The organism is Mesorhizobium norvegicum (genome assembly GCF_004919685.1).
Classification (GTDB): domain Bacteria; phylum Pseudomonadota; class Alphaproteobacteria; order Rhizobiales; family Rhizobiaceae; genus Mesorhizobium; species Mesorhizobium norvegicum.
The window spans coordinates 16002-32702 of sequence record NZ_SMYZ01000149.1; the positions used below are offsets into that span (position 1 = coordinate 16002).

15 protein-coding genes are annotated in these 16701 nt (G+C 64.6%); 9 read left to right on the forward strand and 6 right to left on the reverse strand.

The features are described 5' to 3' along the window. The first annotated feature begins 129 nt into the window (after positions 1-129). The 5 genes from FCU66_RS39375 to hpaH are packed head-to-tail and all read left to right on the forward strand — an operon-like array spanning position 130 to position 4739. Entirely contained in the window at positions 130-516 is a 387-nt protein-coding gene (locus FCU66_RS39375) for a 5-carboxymethyl-2-hydroxymuconate Delta-isomerase (RefSeq protein WP_136619519.1), read from the forward strand. Between the two features lie 11 nt (positions 517-527). Next, positions 528-2045, forward strand: a complete 1518-nt coding sequence (gene hpaE, locus FCU66_RS39380; protein WP_136619520.1) for a 5-carboxymethyl-2-hydroxymuconate semialdehyde dehydrogenase — start codon at positions 528-530, stop codon at positions 2043-2045. A 14-nt stretch (positions 2046-2059) separates the two neighbouring features. Beyond that, complete coding sequence (gene hpaD, locus FCU66_RS39385) at positions 2060-3040, forward strand: 3,4-dihydroxyphenylacetate 2,3-dioxygenase (protein WP_136619521.1); 981 nt, start codon at positions 2060-2062, stop codon at positions 3038-3040. A gap of 23 nt (positions 3041-3063) precedes the next feature. Further along, positions 3064-3936, forward strand: a complete 873-nt coding sequence (locus FCU66_RS39390; protein ID WP_136619583.1) for a fumarylacetoacetate hydrolase family protein — start codon at positions 3064-3066, stop codon at positions 3934-3936. Next, complete coding sequence (gene hpaH / locus FCU66_RS39395) at positions 3933-4739, forward strand: 2-oxo-hept-4-ene-1,7-dioate hydratase (protein ID WP_136619522.1); 807 nt, start codon at positions 3933-3935, stop codon at positions 4737-4739. The genes FCU66_RS39390 and hpaH overlap by 4 nt, the downstream gene beginning before the upstream one ends. A gap of 30 nt (positions 4740-4769) precedes the next feature. Here the strand turns inward: hpaH and FCU66_RS39400 are convergent, their stop codons facing one another. Genes FCU66_RS39400 through FCU66_RS39425 form a run of 6 tightly spaced genes read right to left on the reverse strand, consistent with a single transcriptional unit; the run spans position 4770 to position 11214 of the window. After that, positions 4770-5792 carry a phosphotransferase enzyme family protein gene (locus FCU66_RS39400; RefSeq protein ID WP_136619523.1) on the reverse strand — a complete coding sequence of 341 codons (1023 nt, stop codon included), beginning with the start codon at positions 5790-5792 and terminating at the stop codon, positions 4770-4772. Beyond that, positions 5789-7081, reverse strand: coding sequence for an aminotransferase class III-fold pyridoxal phosphate-dependent enzyme (locus FCU66_RS39405; protein WP_136619524.1), 1293 nt, complete (start codon positions 7079-7081; stop codon positions 5789-5791). Before FCU66_RS39405 ends, FCU66_RS39400 begins: the two co-directional genes overlap by 4 nt. A 35-nt stretch (positions 7082-7116) precedes the next feature. Further along, the gene (locus tag FCU66_RS39410; protein ID WP_136619525.1) at positions 7117-8466 is read right to left on the reverse strand and encodes an aminotransferase class III-fold pyridoxal phosphate-dependent enzyme; all 1350 of its coding nucleotides are present in this window, start codon (positions 8464-8466) and stop codon (positions 7117-7119) included. 20 nt (positions 8467-8486) lie between these two features. Next, positions 8487-9155, reverse strand: coding sequence for an HAD family hydrolase (locus tag FCU66_RS39415; RefSeq protein ID WP_136619526.1), 669 nt, complete (start codon positions 9153-9155; stop codon positions 8487-8489). After that, entirely contained in the window at positions 9152-10444 is a 1293-nt protein-coding gene (locus tag FCU66_RS39420; RefSeq protein WP_246094203.1) for a Tm-1-like ATP-binding domain-containing protein, read from the reverse strand. Before FCU66_RS39420 ends, FCU66_RS39415 begins: the two co-directional genes overlap by 4 nt. After that, positions 10444-11214 carry an IclR family transcriptional regulator gene (locus FCU66_RS39425; protein ID WP_136619527.1) on the reverse strand — a complete coding sequence of 257 codons (771 nt, stop codon included), beginning with the start codon at positions 11212-11214 and terminating at the stop codon, positions 10444-10446. Before FCU66_RS39425 ends, FCU66_RS39420 begins: the two co-directional genes overlap by 1 nt. A 157-nt stretch (positions 11215-11371) precedes the next feature. On the opposite strand from FCU66_RS39425, the gene FCU66_RS39430 reads away from it, so the two are divergent. The 4 genes from FCU66_RS39430 to FCU66_RS39445 all read left to right on the forward strand — a co-directional run bounded on the left by FCU66_RS39430 (position 11372) and on the right by FCU66_RS39445 (position 16666). Beyond that, entirely contained in the window at positions 11372-12817 is a 1446-nt protein-coding gene (locus tag FCU66_RS39430) for an APC family permease (RefSeq protein WP_136619528.1), read from the forward strand. A 50-nt stretch (positions 12818-12867) separates the two neighbouring features. After that, positions 12868-14070 (forward strand): cytochrome P450, encoded by a 1203-nt coding sequence (locus FCU66_RS39435; protein ID WP_246094205.1) that lies wholly within the window; start codon positions 12868-12870, stop codon positions 14068-14070. Then, positions 14067-15554, forward strand: coding sequence for an aldehyde dehydrogenase (locus FCU66_RS39440; protein ID WP_136619530.1), 1488 nt, complete (start codon positions 14067-14069; stop codon positions 15552-15554). Before FCU66_RS39435 ends, FCU66_RS39440 begins: the two co-directional genes overlap by 4 nt. A 257-nt stretch (positions 15555-15811) precedes the next feature. Then, entirely contained in the window at positions 15812-16666 is an 855-nt protein-coding gene (locus FCU66_RS39445) for a MetQ/NlpA family lipoprotein (protein ID WP_136619531.1), read from the forward strand. The last annotated feature ends 35 nt before the right edge of the window (positions 16667-16701 follow it).

Sequence of the window (16701 nt, forward strand, 5' to 3'; positions counted from 1 at the left end):
ACCTGCCAAAGCCCGTTCCTGCCATCCCGTATCGTTGCGCCAAGCCCGATGCAAGACTTGACTTCGCGGGTACTGCATGTAATTAACGCGTTAACTACAACAAAGCAATAACCCAGGGAACGAAGCGCCGTGCCTCACTTCTCCATCGAGTATTCGGCCAATCTCGATGCCAAGGTCGATATGGGCGAATTGTGCGCGCTGGTGTTGCGCACCGTGCTGGACACCGGGCTGTTCGAGACCGGCGCCGTGCGGGTGCGGGCCTTTCGCGCCGAGGCCTATGCCATGGCCGACAGACTGCCGGAAAACGCCTTTCTCGACATGTCGTTTCGCATCGGGACCGGCCGCAGCCCTGACGAAAAGAAGCGGACCGGCGAGGCCGTCTTCGCGGCGGTGAGCGACTATCTGGCCACCCTGTTCGAGACCCCGCATTTCGCTTTGTCGCTCGAGATCCGGGAAATCGACCCGGTGCTGAGCTGGAAGAAAAACGCAATCCACCCGCGACTGCGCGGCAAGTGACGGAAGCTGATATGTCCGACCTGCAAGGCAATCTGAACAAGGCCGAGGCCTATCTGGCCCGCTTCAAGCGCGACGGCGTGTTGAACCAGATCGGCGGCGAGGCGGTGCCGGCGCTCGACGGCGCGACCTTCGAAACGCTGTCGCCGGTCGACCTCAAGCCGCTGGCACGCGTCGCGCGCGGCGGAGCCGCCGACATCGACCGCGCCGCCAAGGCGGCCAAGGCAGCGTTCCCGGCCTGGGCAGCCATGCCAGGCGAAGCACGCAAGAAGCTGCTGCACAAAATCGCCGACGCGATCGAAGCGCGCGCCGAGGAGATCGCCTTCGTCGAATGCATGGACACCGGCCAGGCGCTGAAATTCATGGCCAAGGCGGCGTTGCGCGGCGCCGAGAATTTCCGCTTCTTCGCCGACCGGGCTCCCGAAGCGCGCGACGGCGAGACGCTGCGCACGACAGGCCAGGTCAACCTGACGACGCGGGTGCCGATCGGCCCGGTCGGCATCATCACGCCGTGGAACACGCCGTTCATGCTGTCGACCTGGAAGATCGCGCCGGCGCTGGCGGCCGGCTGTACCGTGGTTCATAAGCCGGCTGAATTCTCGCCGCTGACCGCCCGCCTGCTGGTCGAGATCGCCGAGGAGGCCGGCCTGCCGAAGGGCGTGTGGAACCTGGTCAACGGTCTTGGCGAAGACGCCGGCAAGGCGCTGACCGAGCATCCCGCTATCAAGGCGATCGGCTTTGTCGGCGAAAGCCGCACCGGCTCGATGATCATGAGACAAGGCGCCGACACGCTGAAGCGCGTGCATTTCGAACTTGGCGGCAAGAACCCGGTGATCGTCTTTGCCGACGCCGATCTCGAGCGCGCCGCCGACGCCGCCGTGTTCATGATCTATTCGCTGAATGGCGAACGCTGCACCTCGTCCTCGCGCCTGCTGGTCGAAGCCTCGGTCTATGAGCGCTTCACCGCCAAAGTCGCGGAGAGGGCGAAGCGCATCGTTGTCGGCCACCCGCTCGATCCGAAAACGGTGGTCGGGCCGCTGATCCATCCGGTGCATGAAAAGAAGGTGCTGTCCTATATCGACATCGGCAGGTCCGAAGGTGCCATCCTCGCCGTCGGCGGCGGCAAGGTCGATGGGCCGGGCGGCGGCTGCTATGTCGGCCCGACGCTGTTCACAAACGTGACCAACGGCATGCGCATCGCGCAGGAGGAGATTTTCGGGCCGGTGCTGAGCGCCATTCCCTTTAGCGACGAAGCCGAGGCGCTGGCGCTGGCCAACGACACGCAATACGGCCTGACCGGCTATCTCTGGACCTCGGACGTCACCCGCGCGTTTCGCTTCACCGACGCGCTGGACGCCGGCATGATCTGGGTCAATTCGGAGAATGTGCGCCATTTGCCGACCCCGTTCGGCGGCGTCAAGAATTCCGGCATCGGCCGCGACGGCGGCGACCATTCCTTCGATTTCTACATGGAGACGAAGAACGTAGCCTTCGCGACGACGGCGCACGCGATCCAGAAACTCGGCGGCTGACCGGAGGAAATCATATGCCCTTGCCCAAGCCCAATCTCTACCCCGCCTTCAACATCGTGCGCCTCAGCCATGTCGAGTTGGCGGTCACCGACCTCGCCAGATCCCGCGCCTTCTATGTCGATACGCTCGGCCTGCAGGTCACCGACGAGACGTCAGACACCATCTATCTCAGGGCGCTGGAGGAGCGCGGGCACCATTGCATCGTGCTGAAGAAAGCCGGCGCCGCCGAGGCGCGCGACCTCGGCTTCAAGGTCTTTTCGGATGAAGATCTCGACAAGGCGGTGCATTTCTTCAAGGGCAAAGGCCAGCCGGTGGAATGGGTCGAGCGACCCTACCAGTCGCGCACCTTCCGCACGCGTGATCCGCACGGCATACCGCTGGAATTCTATTCGAAGATGGATCGGCTGCCGCCGATCCACCAGAAATACGCGCTCTACAAGGGCGTCAAACCGCTGCGTATCGACCACTTCAACTGCTTCTCGCCCAATGTCGACGAGTCCGTCGCCTTCTACAACGAGCTCGGCTTCCGCGTCACCGAATACACCGAGGATGCCAGCAGCGGAAAGCTGTGGGCGGCGTGGACACACCGCAAGGGCGGCGTGCACGACATCGCCTTCACCAACGGCATCGGACCGCGCCTGCACCACGTCGCCTTCTGGGTGCCGACGCCGCTCAACATCATCGACCTGCTCGATCTGATGGCGACGACCGGCTATCTGCCGAACATCGAGCGCGGCCCCGGCCGGCACGGCATCTCCAACGCCTTCTTCCTGTATGTCCGCGACCCGGACAACCATCGCATCGAGATTTACTGTTCGGACTACCAGACGGTCGATCCGGACCTCGAGCCGATCAAATGGGATCTCAAGGATCCGCAGCGCCAGACGCTGTGGGGCGCGCCTGCGCCGAAAAGCTGGTTCGAGGAGGGCAGTGTGTTTGCCGGCGCCAAGGCACGCCAACCGGATTTGACGGCGTCGCCGATCATTGCGCCGTGACGATGGACGAGGAGACCCGGATGATTGCACATGGGCGGCTCGCCACCTTCACCGTCGGCGGCAAGGCGCGCTATGGCGCGGTCACCAGCAAGGGCGTTGTCGACCTGTCGGCGCGCCACGGCCAGTGGCCGACGCTGCGCGAAGTGATCGAGGCCGGCGCCTTGCGGCGGCTGGCGGAAGAGGCCGGGGCCTTCGCCGCCGATTTCCCGCTCGACGCCATCGCCTACGAAATCCCGATCCCGTCGCCGGAAAAGATCATCTGCGTCGGCGTCAACTACCCGGACCGCAACGAGGAGTACAAGGACGGCCAGGCGGCACCCTCGAATCCGTCGCTGTTCATCCGTTTTCCCCGCTCGTTCGTCGGCCATGGCGCGCCGCTGGTGCGACCGCCGGAATCACCGCAGCTCGACTATGAGGGCGAGGTCGTCATCGTCATCGGCAAAGCCGGCCGGCGCATTGCCGAGACCGACGCGCTCGGCCATATCGCGGCGTTGTCGCTGTGTAACGAGGGCACCATCCGCGACTGGGTGCGGCATGCCAAGTTCAACGTCACGCAAGGCAAGAATTTCGACCGCAGCGGCTCGATCGGCCCGTGGCTGGTGCCGTTCACCGACGAGGCGCAGATCGCCGACATAGCGCTGACCACCCGCGTCAACGGCGAGCTGCGCCAGCAGGACCGCACCAGCCGGATGATCTTCTCGTTCCGCAAGATTATCGCCTATGTCTCGACCTTCACCACGCTGGTGCCGGGCGATATCATCGTCACCGGCACGCCGACGGGCGCCGGTGCCCGCTTCGATCCGCCGATCTGGCTGAAGCCCGGCGATGTGATCGAAGTGGAGGCCGATGGCATCGGCGTGCTCAGAAACGGCGTCGTCGACGAGGCAGCCCAATGACCCCGGAGCAGGTGGAAGACGCCGCGGCACGGCTGTTCGAGGCCGAGCGGTCGCGCCGCCAGATCCGTCTGCTCAGCCTCGATTTTCCCGAGGCGACGATGGAAGATGCCTATCGGGTGCAGGCGGCGCTGGTGACGCGCAAGATCGATGCCGGACTGAAGCCGAAAGGCTGGAAGATCGGGTTGACCTCCAAGGCGATGCAGTACGCGCTGGCCATCGACACGCCGGATTCCGGCGTGCTGTTCGACGACATGTTCTTCAACGACGGCGCGACGGTTCCGGCCGGCCGCTTCATCCAGCCGCGCGTCGAGGCCGAGATCGCCTTCGTCATGAAGGCGCCGCTGAAGGGCCCCGGCGTGACGATCTTCGACGTGCTCAACGCCACCGACTACATCACGCCGGCGCTCGAAATCCTCGATACGCGCATCGAGCGCGTCAATGCAGAGACGAAGAAAGTGCGCACCTTCTTCGACACTATCTCCGACAATGCCGCCAATGCCGGCATCGTCATCGGCGGCCGCCAGCAACGGCCTGATGAGGCCGACATGCGCTGGATCGGCGCCATCGTTTCACGCAATGCAGAGGTCGAGGAAACCGGGCTCGGCGCCGGCGTGCTCAACCATCCGGCGATGGGCATCGCCTGGCTGGCGGACAGGCTTGCCCGCTACGGCATGTCGATCGCGGTGGGCGAAGTGGTGCTGTCGGGGTCGTTCGTGCGCCCGGTCGAGGCGCGGCCCGGCGACATGATCGTCGCCGATTTCGGCAGCTCGGGCACGGTCAGCATTCACTTCGCGAAGGGCTGACGGTTCCGTCGTCGGCCCGCACAGCAGTCCTCATTCGCCACGCAGATAGGCAATCACCACATCGGCTGCGATGGCCGACATGCGCATGCCAACCTCCCTGGTGATGTCGCCCTCGACGCGGCTCTGCACCCAGCCGAGGAAGGCGAAGGCGCGCAAGGCCGAAAACAGCGGCAATGCGGCGATGTCCTGCGCCGTCAGCGCCCGCTCCTGCCGATAGCCGTCGAGCAGTGCGGCCTCTATCAGCGGATACATAGCCTCCTCGCGGTTCTGGTACAGGGCAACGGCAAGGTCGTACATGTGCCAGCCATGGCCGCAATCGTCGAAGTCGATGATGCGGATCGCACCCTCATGGACAAGCACGTTTTCGCGCACCAGATCGGCGTGGATGATACCGAAATTGCGGGCGCTGCGTTCATGCTCCGACAGCGCCTTCACCGCCTTTTCGCGTCCCTGTAGAACCAGCTCGCGACGGGAGCCGTCGAGGAAGGGCGAGGTCTCGAAACGGCCCCATGTCGGGTTCGCACCGAAGAAGCCGTCGAAATCCCAGGCATGGCGGGCGAAGCCCGCGGGTGGTGTCCAGGCCGATGTGACATTGTGCATATGAGCGATGGTTCGCCCTATCGCCGTGAAGACCTGTCTTGCCTGCTCAGGCGTGTAATCCAGCGGCACGCCTCGCGCTCCGACAGCGCGGCCTTCCAGCCAGCTCAGGCAATCGGCCTGCCGGAGCTGCTTCGACGTGGCGGTGCTGACGAGCACGAACAGATCGCCGGCCGGCGTGGCGACCGGAGACGGTGTGGCGATGCCGGCGGATTGCAGAAAGCCCATCCATTGCAGTTCCGAACGCAGCGCGGCGTCCGAGTGATAGCCAAGCCGGTGAATGCGCATGGCGGCAGGCTGGCCGTCGGGCAGGCGGACCCGGAAGACCGCGTTCTCGCGATATTTCAGCAGCTCCGGCTCACCCTCACGAATGCCCCAATGGTCGAGCGCGCGCCTGGCAAGCGCCGTGACATCGGCTGCCGCCTCGGGCTCGGATTGCGTGGAGACAGAGTTCACGCCGACACTCCGCCGACTTCACCCAGCACCTCGTCGAGTACGCCGATCAGGAAGGCGGCATTGTCGCGGGAGAATGGCATCGGCGGGCGGATCTTGAGCACATTGCCGTGGATGCCGGTCTTGCCCATCAGCACGCCGCGATGGCGCATGCGGTTGGCGACTTGCTCGGCAATGTCGGGTGCCGGCTCGCGCGTCTCGCGGTCGTGAACCAGTTCGGCACCGAAGAACAGGCCGGCGCCCCTGACCTCGCCGATGCATTCATGGCGCTCGGCCAGCGGGCGCAGCAGGCCGAGTGCATAAGCGCCAACATCGCCTGCGTTGGCGACGAGATTTTCCTGCTCGATGACATCGAGAACGGCATTCGCCACCGCGCAGGAAACCGGATTGCCGCCAAAGGTGTTGAAGTAGCGGAAGGCGTTGCGGAAGGTCGCCAAAATATCCCTGGTGGTGACCACGGCGGCAACTGGATGGCCGTTGCCCATCGGCTTGCCCATGGTGACGATGTCGGGAACGAAACCGGCGCGCTGATGACCCCAGAAATTGCTGCCGGTGCGGCCAAAGCCGGGCTGAACCTCATCGGCTATGACCAGGCCGCCGGCTTCGCGCACCGCCGCCACGGCGTCGTCGAAGAAGCCGCTGGGCAGCGTCGGAAAGCCTTCATTGGCAAGCAGCGGACAGAGGATCATGCCGGACAGGCCGATGCCGTCCTGCTCCAGCGAGGCGATGGCTTCGCGCACCGCATCGCCAAACGCCTTGCCGTTGGCCATCGCGTCGGGATGGCGATAACTGTCGGGCGCCGGCACCAGCCTGACATTGCGGGCGCGGCCGCCGACCGGCGGCATGCGGGTGCTGAGCTGCGAAACCGCCGTGGTGTTGCCGTGATAGGTGGCGTCGGTGGCGATGATGCCCATGCGGCCGGTCGCGGCCTGCGCCATGCGCATTGCGATGTCATTGGCCTCGCTGCCGGTGCAGGTCAGGATGGCGGTGGACAGGCTGGCGTCGAAGGTCGCCGTCAGCCGCTCGACATAGTCGAGGATGGCGGTGTGCAGATAGCGCGTGTGGGTGTTGAGCAGGCTTGCCTGCCGGCACATTGCCTCGACCACCTGCGGATGGCAGTGGCCGACATGAGCGACATTGTTGTAGGCGTCGAGATATTTGCGGCCGTCGGCATCGTAGAGCCAGACGCCTTCGCCGCGCACCAGATGTACGGGCTCGTCATAGAACAATTGCGATTTCGCGCCGAGCAGGCGGGAACGCCGGTTAACCAGCGCCTCTTGCGATTGAGTCATTTGAGTCTCGAAACTCCGTTCCATGCACTAAACCGTCAGACCTTCGACAGGCCGGCATCCAGCGCTTCGCCGATCTTCGCGACATCGGCGGCGCTGATGATCAGCGGCGGCGACAGGATGATGGTGTTGCCGGACACGCGCAGCATGACGCCAGCCTCGTAGGCCGCCTCCGAAACCACGGCCATGGTCTTCTTGTCGACCGGCTTTTTCGTCGCGCGATCCGAGACCAGTTCCAACGCCGCCATCAGGCCCTTGTACCTGACATCACCGACAATCGCATGCTTGGCCTTCAGCCCTTCCAGCACGGCCACGAGTTCGATACCCCGCGCGGCCGCGTTCTCGTTCAGGCGCAGCCGTTTGGTCTCGGCAAGCGCCGCCAGCCCCGCCGCGCAGCCGACCGGATGGCCGGAATAGGTATAGCCGTGACCGATCGCGCCGAAGCTGGTTTTGTCCCCCTCGAAAACATCGGCCACCTTGGCGCCGATCAAGGTCGCGCCAAGCGGGAAGTAGCCCGAGGTGATCGCCTTGGCGATGGTCATGAAATCCGGCTTCACGCCGGTCAGCCGTGAGCCCGACCAGGCGCCGGTGCGGCCGAAGCCGGTGACCACCTCGTCGGCGATCAGCAGGATCTCGTGGCGGTCGCAGATCTCGCGCACCAGCGGCATGAAGCTTTCATGCGGAACGATGACGCCGCCGGCGCCGAGAACCGGCTCCATGATGAAAGCGGCGATGGTGTCGCCACCCTGGAAGGCGATCTCGTCCTCCAGCGCCCTGGCGCAGAGTTTTGCCAGCCGCGCCGGATCGGTCTCGTCGAAGGGGTTGCGGAAGGTCCAGGGTGCGGGAATGTGGAAGATTCCGGGCAGCAGCGGCTCGTAGTTGCGGCGGAAATTGGCGTTGCCGTTGACCGAGGCGCCGCCGAAATGCGTGCCGTGGTAGCCCTTCTTCAAGGCAAGGAACTTGGTGCGATCGGCCTGGCCGCGGATCTTCCAATATTGCCTGGCCAGCCGAAGTGCTGTTTCGACCGAATCCGAACCGCCAGAGGTGAAGAAAGTCCGCACCATGCCTTCCGGCTCGAACCATTCAGCGAGCTCGTAGGCGAGCTCGATCGACGGTCCGGTCGAGGTGCCGCGAAAGCCGGAATAATAGGGCAGCGCCGAAAGCTGGTCGGCGATCGCCTTTTTGATCGGGTCGCTGCTGTAGCCGAGATTGACGTTCCACAGGCCACCAACGGCATCGAGCACCGTGTTGCCGGCGATGTCGGTGACCATCACGCCCTCACCCTTCATGATCACCTTTGGCGGGTTGGCCCGCATCTCGGCCGGATGCGCCATCGGGTGCCAGATCGGCTTGGCGTTTGTCTCGGTGAGGAAATTGATGTCGCGCATGGCAGGCTCCGCAAATGGTCTCAGGCAACAGGGACGAGGTCGAAATGGCCGAGGGCTTCGGCGCAGGAATGTGCTGGCCGGGCAACGTCGAAATGGACCGTGCGCATGCCCGCCGCACGGCCGCCATCGACATTGCGCTGCTGGTCGTCGACGAAGACGCAAGCACCGGCCGGCAGGCCGAGCGCCTCGGTGACAAAGGCATAGGCACGCGGGTCGGGCTTGAGGATGCCGGTATAGGTGGCGTCGACGATCGTTTCGAACAGGTCGAGCAGCGGCAGCCGCTGGCGGAAGTCGGCGCCATAGAACAGGTCGAGTTCGTTGGACAGGATCGCCAACCGAAAACCGGCCGCATGCACAGTGCGGATGGCACGATCGGCCTCGGGCCGCACCACTTTTTCCGGTTCAGCACCCCGCGCGCGCCGGACGAAGGTCTCCATCGCCTGCCAGTCCTCGCCGACGAGATGCCCGACCTCGCTTGTGCGGGTGCGCCAGTAGTCGCGCTCGCTGATCTCGTCGGCCTGCATCGACCGCCACAGCGGATCGCTGTCGGGATCGAACGGCCCGCGCCATTGCAGCGTTCCCGGCGCAAGGCCGAGCGCCTGTTCGGTCAAGGCATGCGTCTCGAACAGCGTCCGGGTGACGACGCCGCCGAAATCAAGGACCAGGGCTTGGGCCGGAAGTGCGCTCACGCGGCCACTCCCTCGACCGGTACGCCGCGTGGGACGATGCCCTCCTCGACCCAGCGGTCGAAGATCTCGAGCGCCTTGCCGACGAAATCGTCGCTGTTGATGTGGGCGTCGATCTCGTGGAACTCGACCCCAGCGGGAATGGTCTTGCGCATTTCATCGACGAAGGCGGCCAGGGCTTCGGGTTCATAGAGCGGCTCACCCTGCGTGTCCCATTCCTGGATGCCCTGGGAAGGCAGGATGAAAGCGGAACGCCCTTTGGCCGCGCCGAGCTTGGCGGCGATGGTCCTGGCGACCTGGCGGCGATCATCGGCATCGACGGTGACCGACCCGATCAGCCTGTTGTGGGCATGAAATGGCCGCGCAGAGAACTTAGCCGGCAAATCTTGCCATGTCGGCAGGTCGACCATGTCGACCGCGCCGGGTGCCGCGATCTGCGGAGTGCCCCACGCGCCGGCGTTCTCCAGCCGGTCGGCGCCGGAACTGACGACGGAGCCTGCGAGATGATTGGTGATTTCCTGCAGGCTGAAATCGAACACGGCGCAGAAGTGCCCCTGTCCGGCGATCGATTCGAAGGCGCGGCCGCCCATTCCGGTGGTGTGGAAGACGGCAACGTCATAGCCGCGCTGTTCCAGTGCGGGCTTCAGCGTCTTCATGTAGCGGAGGCAGCTGCTGCCGAGCGAGGTCATGCCGATGGTCGGCCCGATGGCAGGAGTCGTGGCGCGAGACGCAAGCACGATCCTGGCTGCGCCGACAACCGCGCCGCAGGCCTGCGACAGAACCAGCTTGCAGATGCTGTTGAGGCCGTACAGTCCGCCCGCCCACAGGATCATCATCAGGTCGGGCGCGACGCGCTCGGGCGGGATGAGGTGCGAATAGGCAATGGTCGAGACGACGAATTTCGGTACGCCGAGCGGCAGGCAAAGCGCCACGTCGAGCGCCAGATCGGTCCCCATCGAGCCGCCGATGGCGATGAAGGCGTCGATCTCACCGTTCTGGTGGAGCTTGCGCGCCAGCTGCACGGCGCCGCCGGCCATCAGCGTCATGGCGGTGTTCTCGTCACCGCTCGAGACGATTTCTTCGATCGTCACATCCACGGCGCGGGCAACGGCATGCTTGTCGTGATCCGGGCTGTAGGGCGGGTCGCCCAGCACGCTGACATCCATCATCACGGCGCTGCCACCCGATGCCTCGATGCACTCTCTCATGAACTTGAGCTCGTCAGCCTTGGTGTCGCCGGTGCCGATGACCAGGATCCGGGGCGCCATCGCGGCGATTGCATCTGCAGACATCACGCCTGCCTCCTCAGGGTTTGCAAATTGTCGCCGTTGAGGCGCATCGAAATCTCCCGTGCCGCCGCCATCACCGCAAGCCCCCGTTCCGTGATCGCCGCGGCCGTTGTCCTGGCCTTCGGCGCGGCTACCGCGATGGTGCCGAGCGCACAGCCGTCCGCCGCGCGGATTGCCGCCGCGACGCTGATGACACCCTCCTCGAAACCCTGGTCGCAGATCGAATAGCCGCGATCGCGCGTCTCGCCGATGGATCTGGAAATGGCAGCCGGCTCGATCAGCGTGTGCGCCGTGAAGGCGTTGAGCGCACCCGCCAGGCATGCCCTGACGGTCTCGTCGCGGGCGAAGGCCAGATAGGCGATGCCGGAGGCGGTCGAATGCAGGGGCAGAAGCTGGCCGATATCGACATTGACCCGGTTTGCCCGCGCCGGATGCTCGACATGGACGGTGACCAGCGTGTCGACGCCGAATTCCGACAGGTGCACGGTCTCGGCCGTCGATGCCGCCAGGTCCCGCACCAGGGGAACAGCCGTCTGCAAGAAGGGAAAGCGGGCCTCGCGAATACGCGCCAGCCGCGACAGGCCGGCGCCGAGGCGATAGTGCCGCGTGCCCGCATCCTGCTCGACGAAACCATGGCCGGTCAACGCCATCAGCAGCCGCCGCGTCGTCGCCTTGTCGAAGCCCGAACGGCGCGCCAGATCGGACAGTCCGAGCTCGGGCTCGTCGATGGTGAACAGCTCCAGAAGTGAGATCGCTTTTCCGACCGTACCCAAATTTGCCTCCCAGCTCGGGCCAATCAATTAACGTGTGAATTAACTTGACAGGCATCGGCTTTGTTTGCAAGTCTATATTCAAAATAATGGTTCAAATAATGAACCAACCACCAGAGTGCATGGGACAGGCCATTCGGCCAGTAAATAGGAGGGACCAATGTCAGCAGTTTCGGAACAGGCGCCGGCCAACAGGCTGCGCAAGAACAGTCTTGGCGTCGGCGCCATCACCTTCATGGTGATTTCGGCGGCGGCACCCCTTACCGCGGTCGCCGGCGGCACGCCGCTCGGCATGCTGATGGGCAATGGCGCCGGCTTTGCCGGAACCTATCTCATCGTCACCATCCTGCTGCTTCTGTTCGCGGTCGGCTATGTCACCATGTCGCGCCATGTCGGCAATGCCGGTGCTTTCTATGCCTATGCCGCGCGCGGGCTCGGCGGCCTGGCCGGCGGCGCCACGGCACTGATCGCCATCCTATCCTACAATGCCATGCAGATCGGCGTCATGGGCCTGCTCGGTGCCGCAACCGCCGGCCTGTTCGCCGGCTGGGGCATCAATTTGCCGTGGTGGGTGTGGAGCTTCATCGCCATCGCGCTCGTCGCCGTGCTCGGCTACCGGCAGGTCGATCTGTCGGCCAAGATCCTGACGGTGCTGGTGCTGTGCGAGTATCTGGTGGTGCTGGTCCTCGACATCGCCATCCTCAAGACCGGCGGCGACAGCGGCCTGTCGGCGGCGCCGTTCAGTTGGAGCCAGATCACGTCGGGCGCACCGGCCATCGCCATCCTGTTCTGCTTTGCCGCCTTCATCGGTTTCGAGGCGACGGCCATCTATGCCGAGGAAGCCCGCGAGCCCGAGGTCACGGTTCCGCGCGCGACCTATTTCTCCGTGCTGCTGATCGGCGTCTTCTACATGCTCACGGCATGGCTGATGGCGGTCGGCGCCGGTGTCGACAAGCTGCTACCGACGCTCCAGGGGCTGCAGGATCCGACGACCTTCCTGTTCGGCCTGTCCGACCGCTACGCCGGAACGATGCTGTCGCAAGCGATGAGCATCCTGTTCGTGTCGAGCCTGTTTGCCGGCGTGCTGGCGTTTCATAACGCGGTTGCGCGCTACATCTACGTCTCGGGCCGCGAGAAGCTGTTGCCGCAGACGATCGGCGTGACACATTCCGTACACCAGAGCCCGCATGTCGCTTCCGTCATCCAGAGCGTGCTGGCGGCTGTTGTCGTCGGGCTGTTCGCCGTGCTCGGCCTCGATCCGGTGCTGGCGCTGTTTTCGTGGCTGACCAATGTCGCGACGCTCGGCGTCATCGTGATGATGGCGGTGGCGTCGCTGGCCGTGGTGATGTTCTTTCGCGCCAACCCGGCCCAGGAGAACGCGTTGAAGACCACCATCCTGCCCGGCCTGACCTTCATCGCTTTCGTCATCATCATCTATCTGATCGTCATCAATTTCGGCGGCCTGTCAGGCGCCAGCGGCTTCCTCGGCGTGTTGCTGCCGGGGCTGGTGCTGATTGCGGCTGTCGTCGGCCTGCTGCTGGCCAGCGCGCTGAAGGGCCGCGATCCCACAGCCTTCGAAAACCTCGGCCAGCCGTTGAAAGATTGAGAAAAGCAAAGGGGCGGCGTGCCATGCCGTCCCCTTCCACCGCAAAGGGAGTGGCGGGCTTGAGCTTTGCCGAAAACATCACCGTCGAGGCGCTGGAGGCCGATCCATACCCTATCTACGCCGAACTCAGGCGCAGCGCGCCGGTGGCTTTCGTGCCGGCGGTCAATCTGTGGTTCGTCACCCGCTGGAAGGATGTCGAGAGCGTCGCCAAGTCTCCCGACATCTTCTCCGCCGTCGTCGGCTCATCGCCGGTCGAGCGGTCCTTCGGCAAGCCGACCATCCTGACCACCGATGGCGAGACGCACAAACAGCTACGCCAAGGCGTCGACCCGAAATACCGGCCGCGCACCGTCGCCGCCTATGCGGGCGACCTCGTGCGGTCGATCGCCGAGCCCTATCTCGACCGGATCGCTAACCAAGGCTCCGCCGAGCTGATGGCCGATTATTTCGAGCCGGTATCGACGCTCAGCCTGGCGCGCTCGCTCGGCCTTGCCGACATCGACATGCCGACGCTGCGCCGCTGGTTCTACGGCCTCGCCCAGGGCGCCATCAATTTCGAGAACGACCCAAAACGGCAGCAAATAGCCGACGCGATCAGTGCCGAGGTCGGTGACGCCATCCTGCCGACGCTGGAAAGGCTTGTCCGCGCACCGGATGACTCGGCGCTGTCGCATATGCTGCATGACGGCATGCCGGCAGGCACGACGCGGCCGATCGACTTCCTGATGCCGAGCATCAAGGTCATCCTGCTTGGCGGCATGCAGGAGCCCGGACATGGCGCCGGCTCGATCCTCGCCGGCCTGCTTTCGCATCCCGAACAATTGCAGCAGGTGCTCGCCGATCCCGAGACCTTCGTGCCCAGGGCTGTCGATGAGGGCTTGCGCTGGGTGGCGCCGATCGGCACGCAGACGCGGCAGACGACGCGGGCGGTCGAGCTTGGCGGCGTGACGATCCCTGCCGGCGCGCCGGTCGCTGCACTTGTCTCCTCGGCAAGCCGCGACGAGAGCCGCTTTGCCGATCCCGACTGCTTCGACATCAACCGCGACGAAGGCAACCACGCCGCCTTCGGCTTCGGTCATCATTTCTGTTCGGGCCGGTTTTTCGCGCGCGAGCAGATGTGCCTTGCGGTAAGGCTGCTGCTGCTTCGCTTTCCCGACCTCAGCCTGTTGCCGGGCAAGGCGCCGGTGTTTCGCGGCTGGGAATTTCGGGCGCCAACCACATTGCATGTTTCCCTGGGAGTCCGTCACCAATGATCAGTCAGAATGCCATCGACACGCTGCGCAAGACGGAGATCGGCGCGCGGGGCCTGTTCATCGATGGCGCACAGACCGATGGCACGGAAGGCGCGAACCTGACGGTGACATCGCCGATCGACGGCCGGCCTTTCGCCAGCATCACCGACGGCAACGCCGCCGACATCGACCGCGCGGTCAGGTCGGCGCGCAAGACGTTCGAGAAGGGTTCGTGGTCGCGCGCAGCACCGGCGTTTCGCAAGAAGGTGCTGACGAGGTTCGCCGAGTTGGTCGAAAGGCATGCCGACGAGCTGGCCGTGCTCGGCGTGCGCGACAACGGCACCGAAATCGGCATGGCCTACAAGGCCGAACCGCTCTCGGCGGCCGGCACCATCCGCTACTATGCCGAGGCGATCGACAAGGTCTATGGCGAGATCGCGCCGACGGCCGACAATGTGCTCGGGCTGATCCACAAGGAGCCGCTCGGCGTGATCGGCGTCATCGTGCCGTGGAATTTTCCGCTGATGATCGGCGCCTGGAAGATCGCGCCGGCGCTTGCCGCCGGCAATTGCGTGGTGGTCAAGCCGCCGGAAATCGCTTCGCTCACGCTGCTGCGGCTGGCTGAACTCGCCAGCGAGGCCGGGCTTCCCGCCGGCGTGCTCAATGTCGTCACCGGCCGTGGTTCGGTCACCGGCGAGGCGCTCGGCCTGCATATGGATGTCGACGCCATCGCCTTCACCGGCTCGGGGCCGGTTGGCCGGCGGCTGCTCGAATATTCCGCTCGCTCCAATCTCAAGCGCATCTTTCTCGAACTCGGCGGCAAATCGCCCAACATCGTCTTTGCCGACGCCCCCGACCTGAAACAGGCCGCAATCGTCTCGGCCAACGGCATCTTCCGCAATTCCGGCCAGGTCTGCGTCGCCGGCTCGCGCCTGCTCGTCCAGGCGGCGGTCTATGACCGCTTCATGGATGACCTGCTCGCGGCGACCACGCGGCTGAAGGTCGGCGATCCGCTCGATCTCACCAGCGATGTCGGCGCGGTGTCGAGCGCCGAACAGTTGAACAAGAATCTCGGTTTCGTGGCCAGGGCCACCGAAGAAGGTGCCCGTCTGGTCACCGGCGGCGAGCGGATTCTGACCGAGACCGGCGGCAGCTACATGGCGCCGACGATCTTCGAGAATGTCACTCAGGACATGCAGCTTGCGCGCGAGGAGGTGTTCGGCCCGGTGCTCGGCGTGATGCGCTTCGAGACCGAGGAGGAGGCGATGCGGCTTGCCAATTCGACCGTCTACGGGCTCGCCTCGGCGGTGTGGACCGCCAACCTCTCCACAGCGCACCGCATGGTGCGCGCCATCAATGCCGGCGTCGTCCACGTCAACACCTATGGCGGCGCCGACATCACCGTGCCGCTCGGCGGCGTCAAGCAGTCCGGCTTCGGCCGCGACAAGTCGCTGCACGCTTTGGAGAAGTATCTGGAACTCAAGACGGCCTGGATCGCGCTTTGAGAACCCGCCGGGAGAACCCGCCGGCTGCCTTGAGAATCTGACTGCCCTCCCGAGACCACCGGATCGCAGCGCAGCCCGCCGCGGTCGATCCGATGGCGTCTTGTGCTCCTGTGCTCGAAATTTTTGAGAGAATATTCCCGGCTTGGACGAGAACGGCGAAACGCGTTCTTTGATATAATCGATAGAATTTCTGAGGATGTGACCAAGGCTAGGCAATCCGCCTGGCTGCCATGACTTCACAACCGCAGAGATCAATCATGTCCGACTTCAAGAACACTTTGCCATCTTCCCTTTGGTCAACCGTCAACCGGCGCAGCGGCTTGGCTCTGCTGTTCGCATCGGCCGTCGCGATCGGCAGCCTGATGGCGCCCAGCGCGTCGTTCGCCGAAGACAAGAAGGCGATCAAGGTCGGTATCATCAGCGGCGAGGACGAGGACGTCTGGCGCGTCGTCGTCGCCCAGGCGGCCGAAAAGGGCCTCGCCATCGAGACCGTGGTGTTCAACGACTACACCCAGCCCAACGAGGCGCTGGAGCGTGGCGAGATCGACGCCAACGCCTTCCAGCATCAGCCCTATCTCGACAACCAGATCAAGACGCAGGGCTACCACATCGTGCGCGTCGGCTATACCGGCGTCTGGCCGATCGGCCTCTATTCGAAGAAGTACACGAAAGTCGCCGACCTGCCCGAGGGTGCGGTGATCGGCGTGCCGAACGATCCTTCCAACGAAGGCCGGGCGCTGCGCGTGCTGCAGAATGAGGGCGTGATCAAGCTGAAGGACGGCACCGGCATTCTGGCCACCACCGCCGACATCGCCGAGAATGCCAAGAAGGTGGTGATCAAGGAGCTCGACGCCGGCATTGTCGGCCGCTCGGTCGAGGATCTCGACGCGGCCGTGGTCAACACCGACTGGGCGCTGAAGAGCGGCCTGACGCCGGAAAACCGCATCGCGCAGGAACCGATCGCCGACAATCCCTACCGCAACTTCATCGCGGTGAAGGTCGGCAATGAGAACGAAGCCTGGGTGAAGACGCTGGTGGCGTCCTATCAGAACGAGGCGGTGAAGGCCGAGTTCGACAAGGTCTACAAGGGCACCGGCCTTAGCGCTTATTGAGAACATCCGGAAGCCCGGTTCGAGAGCAACAGCGG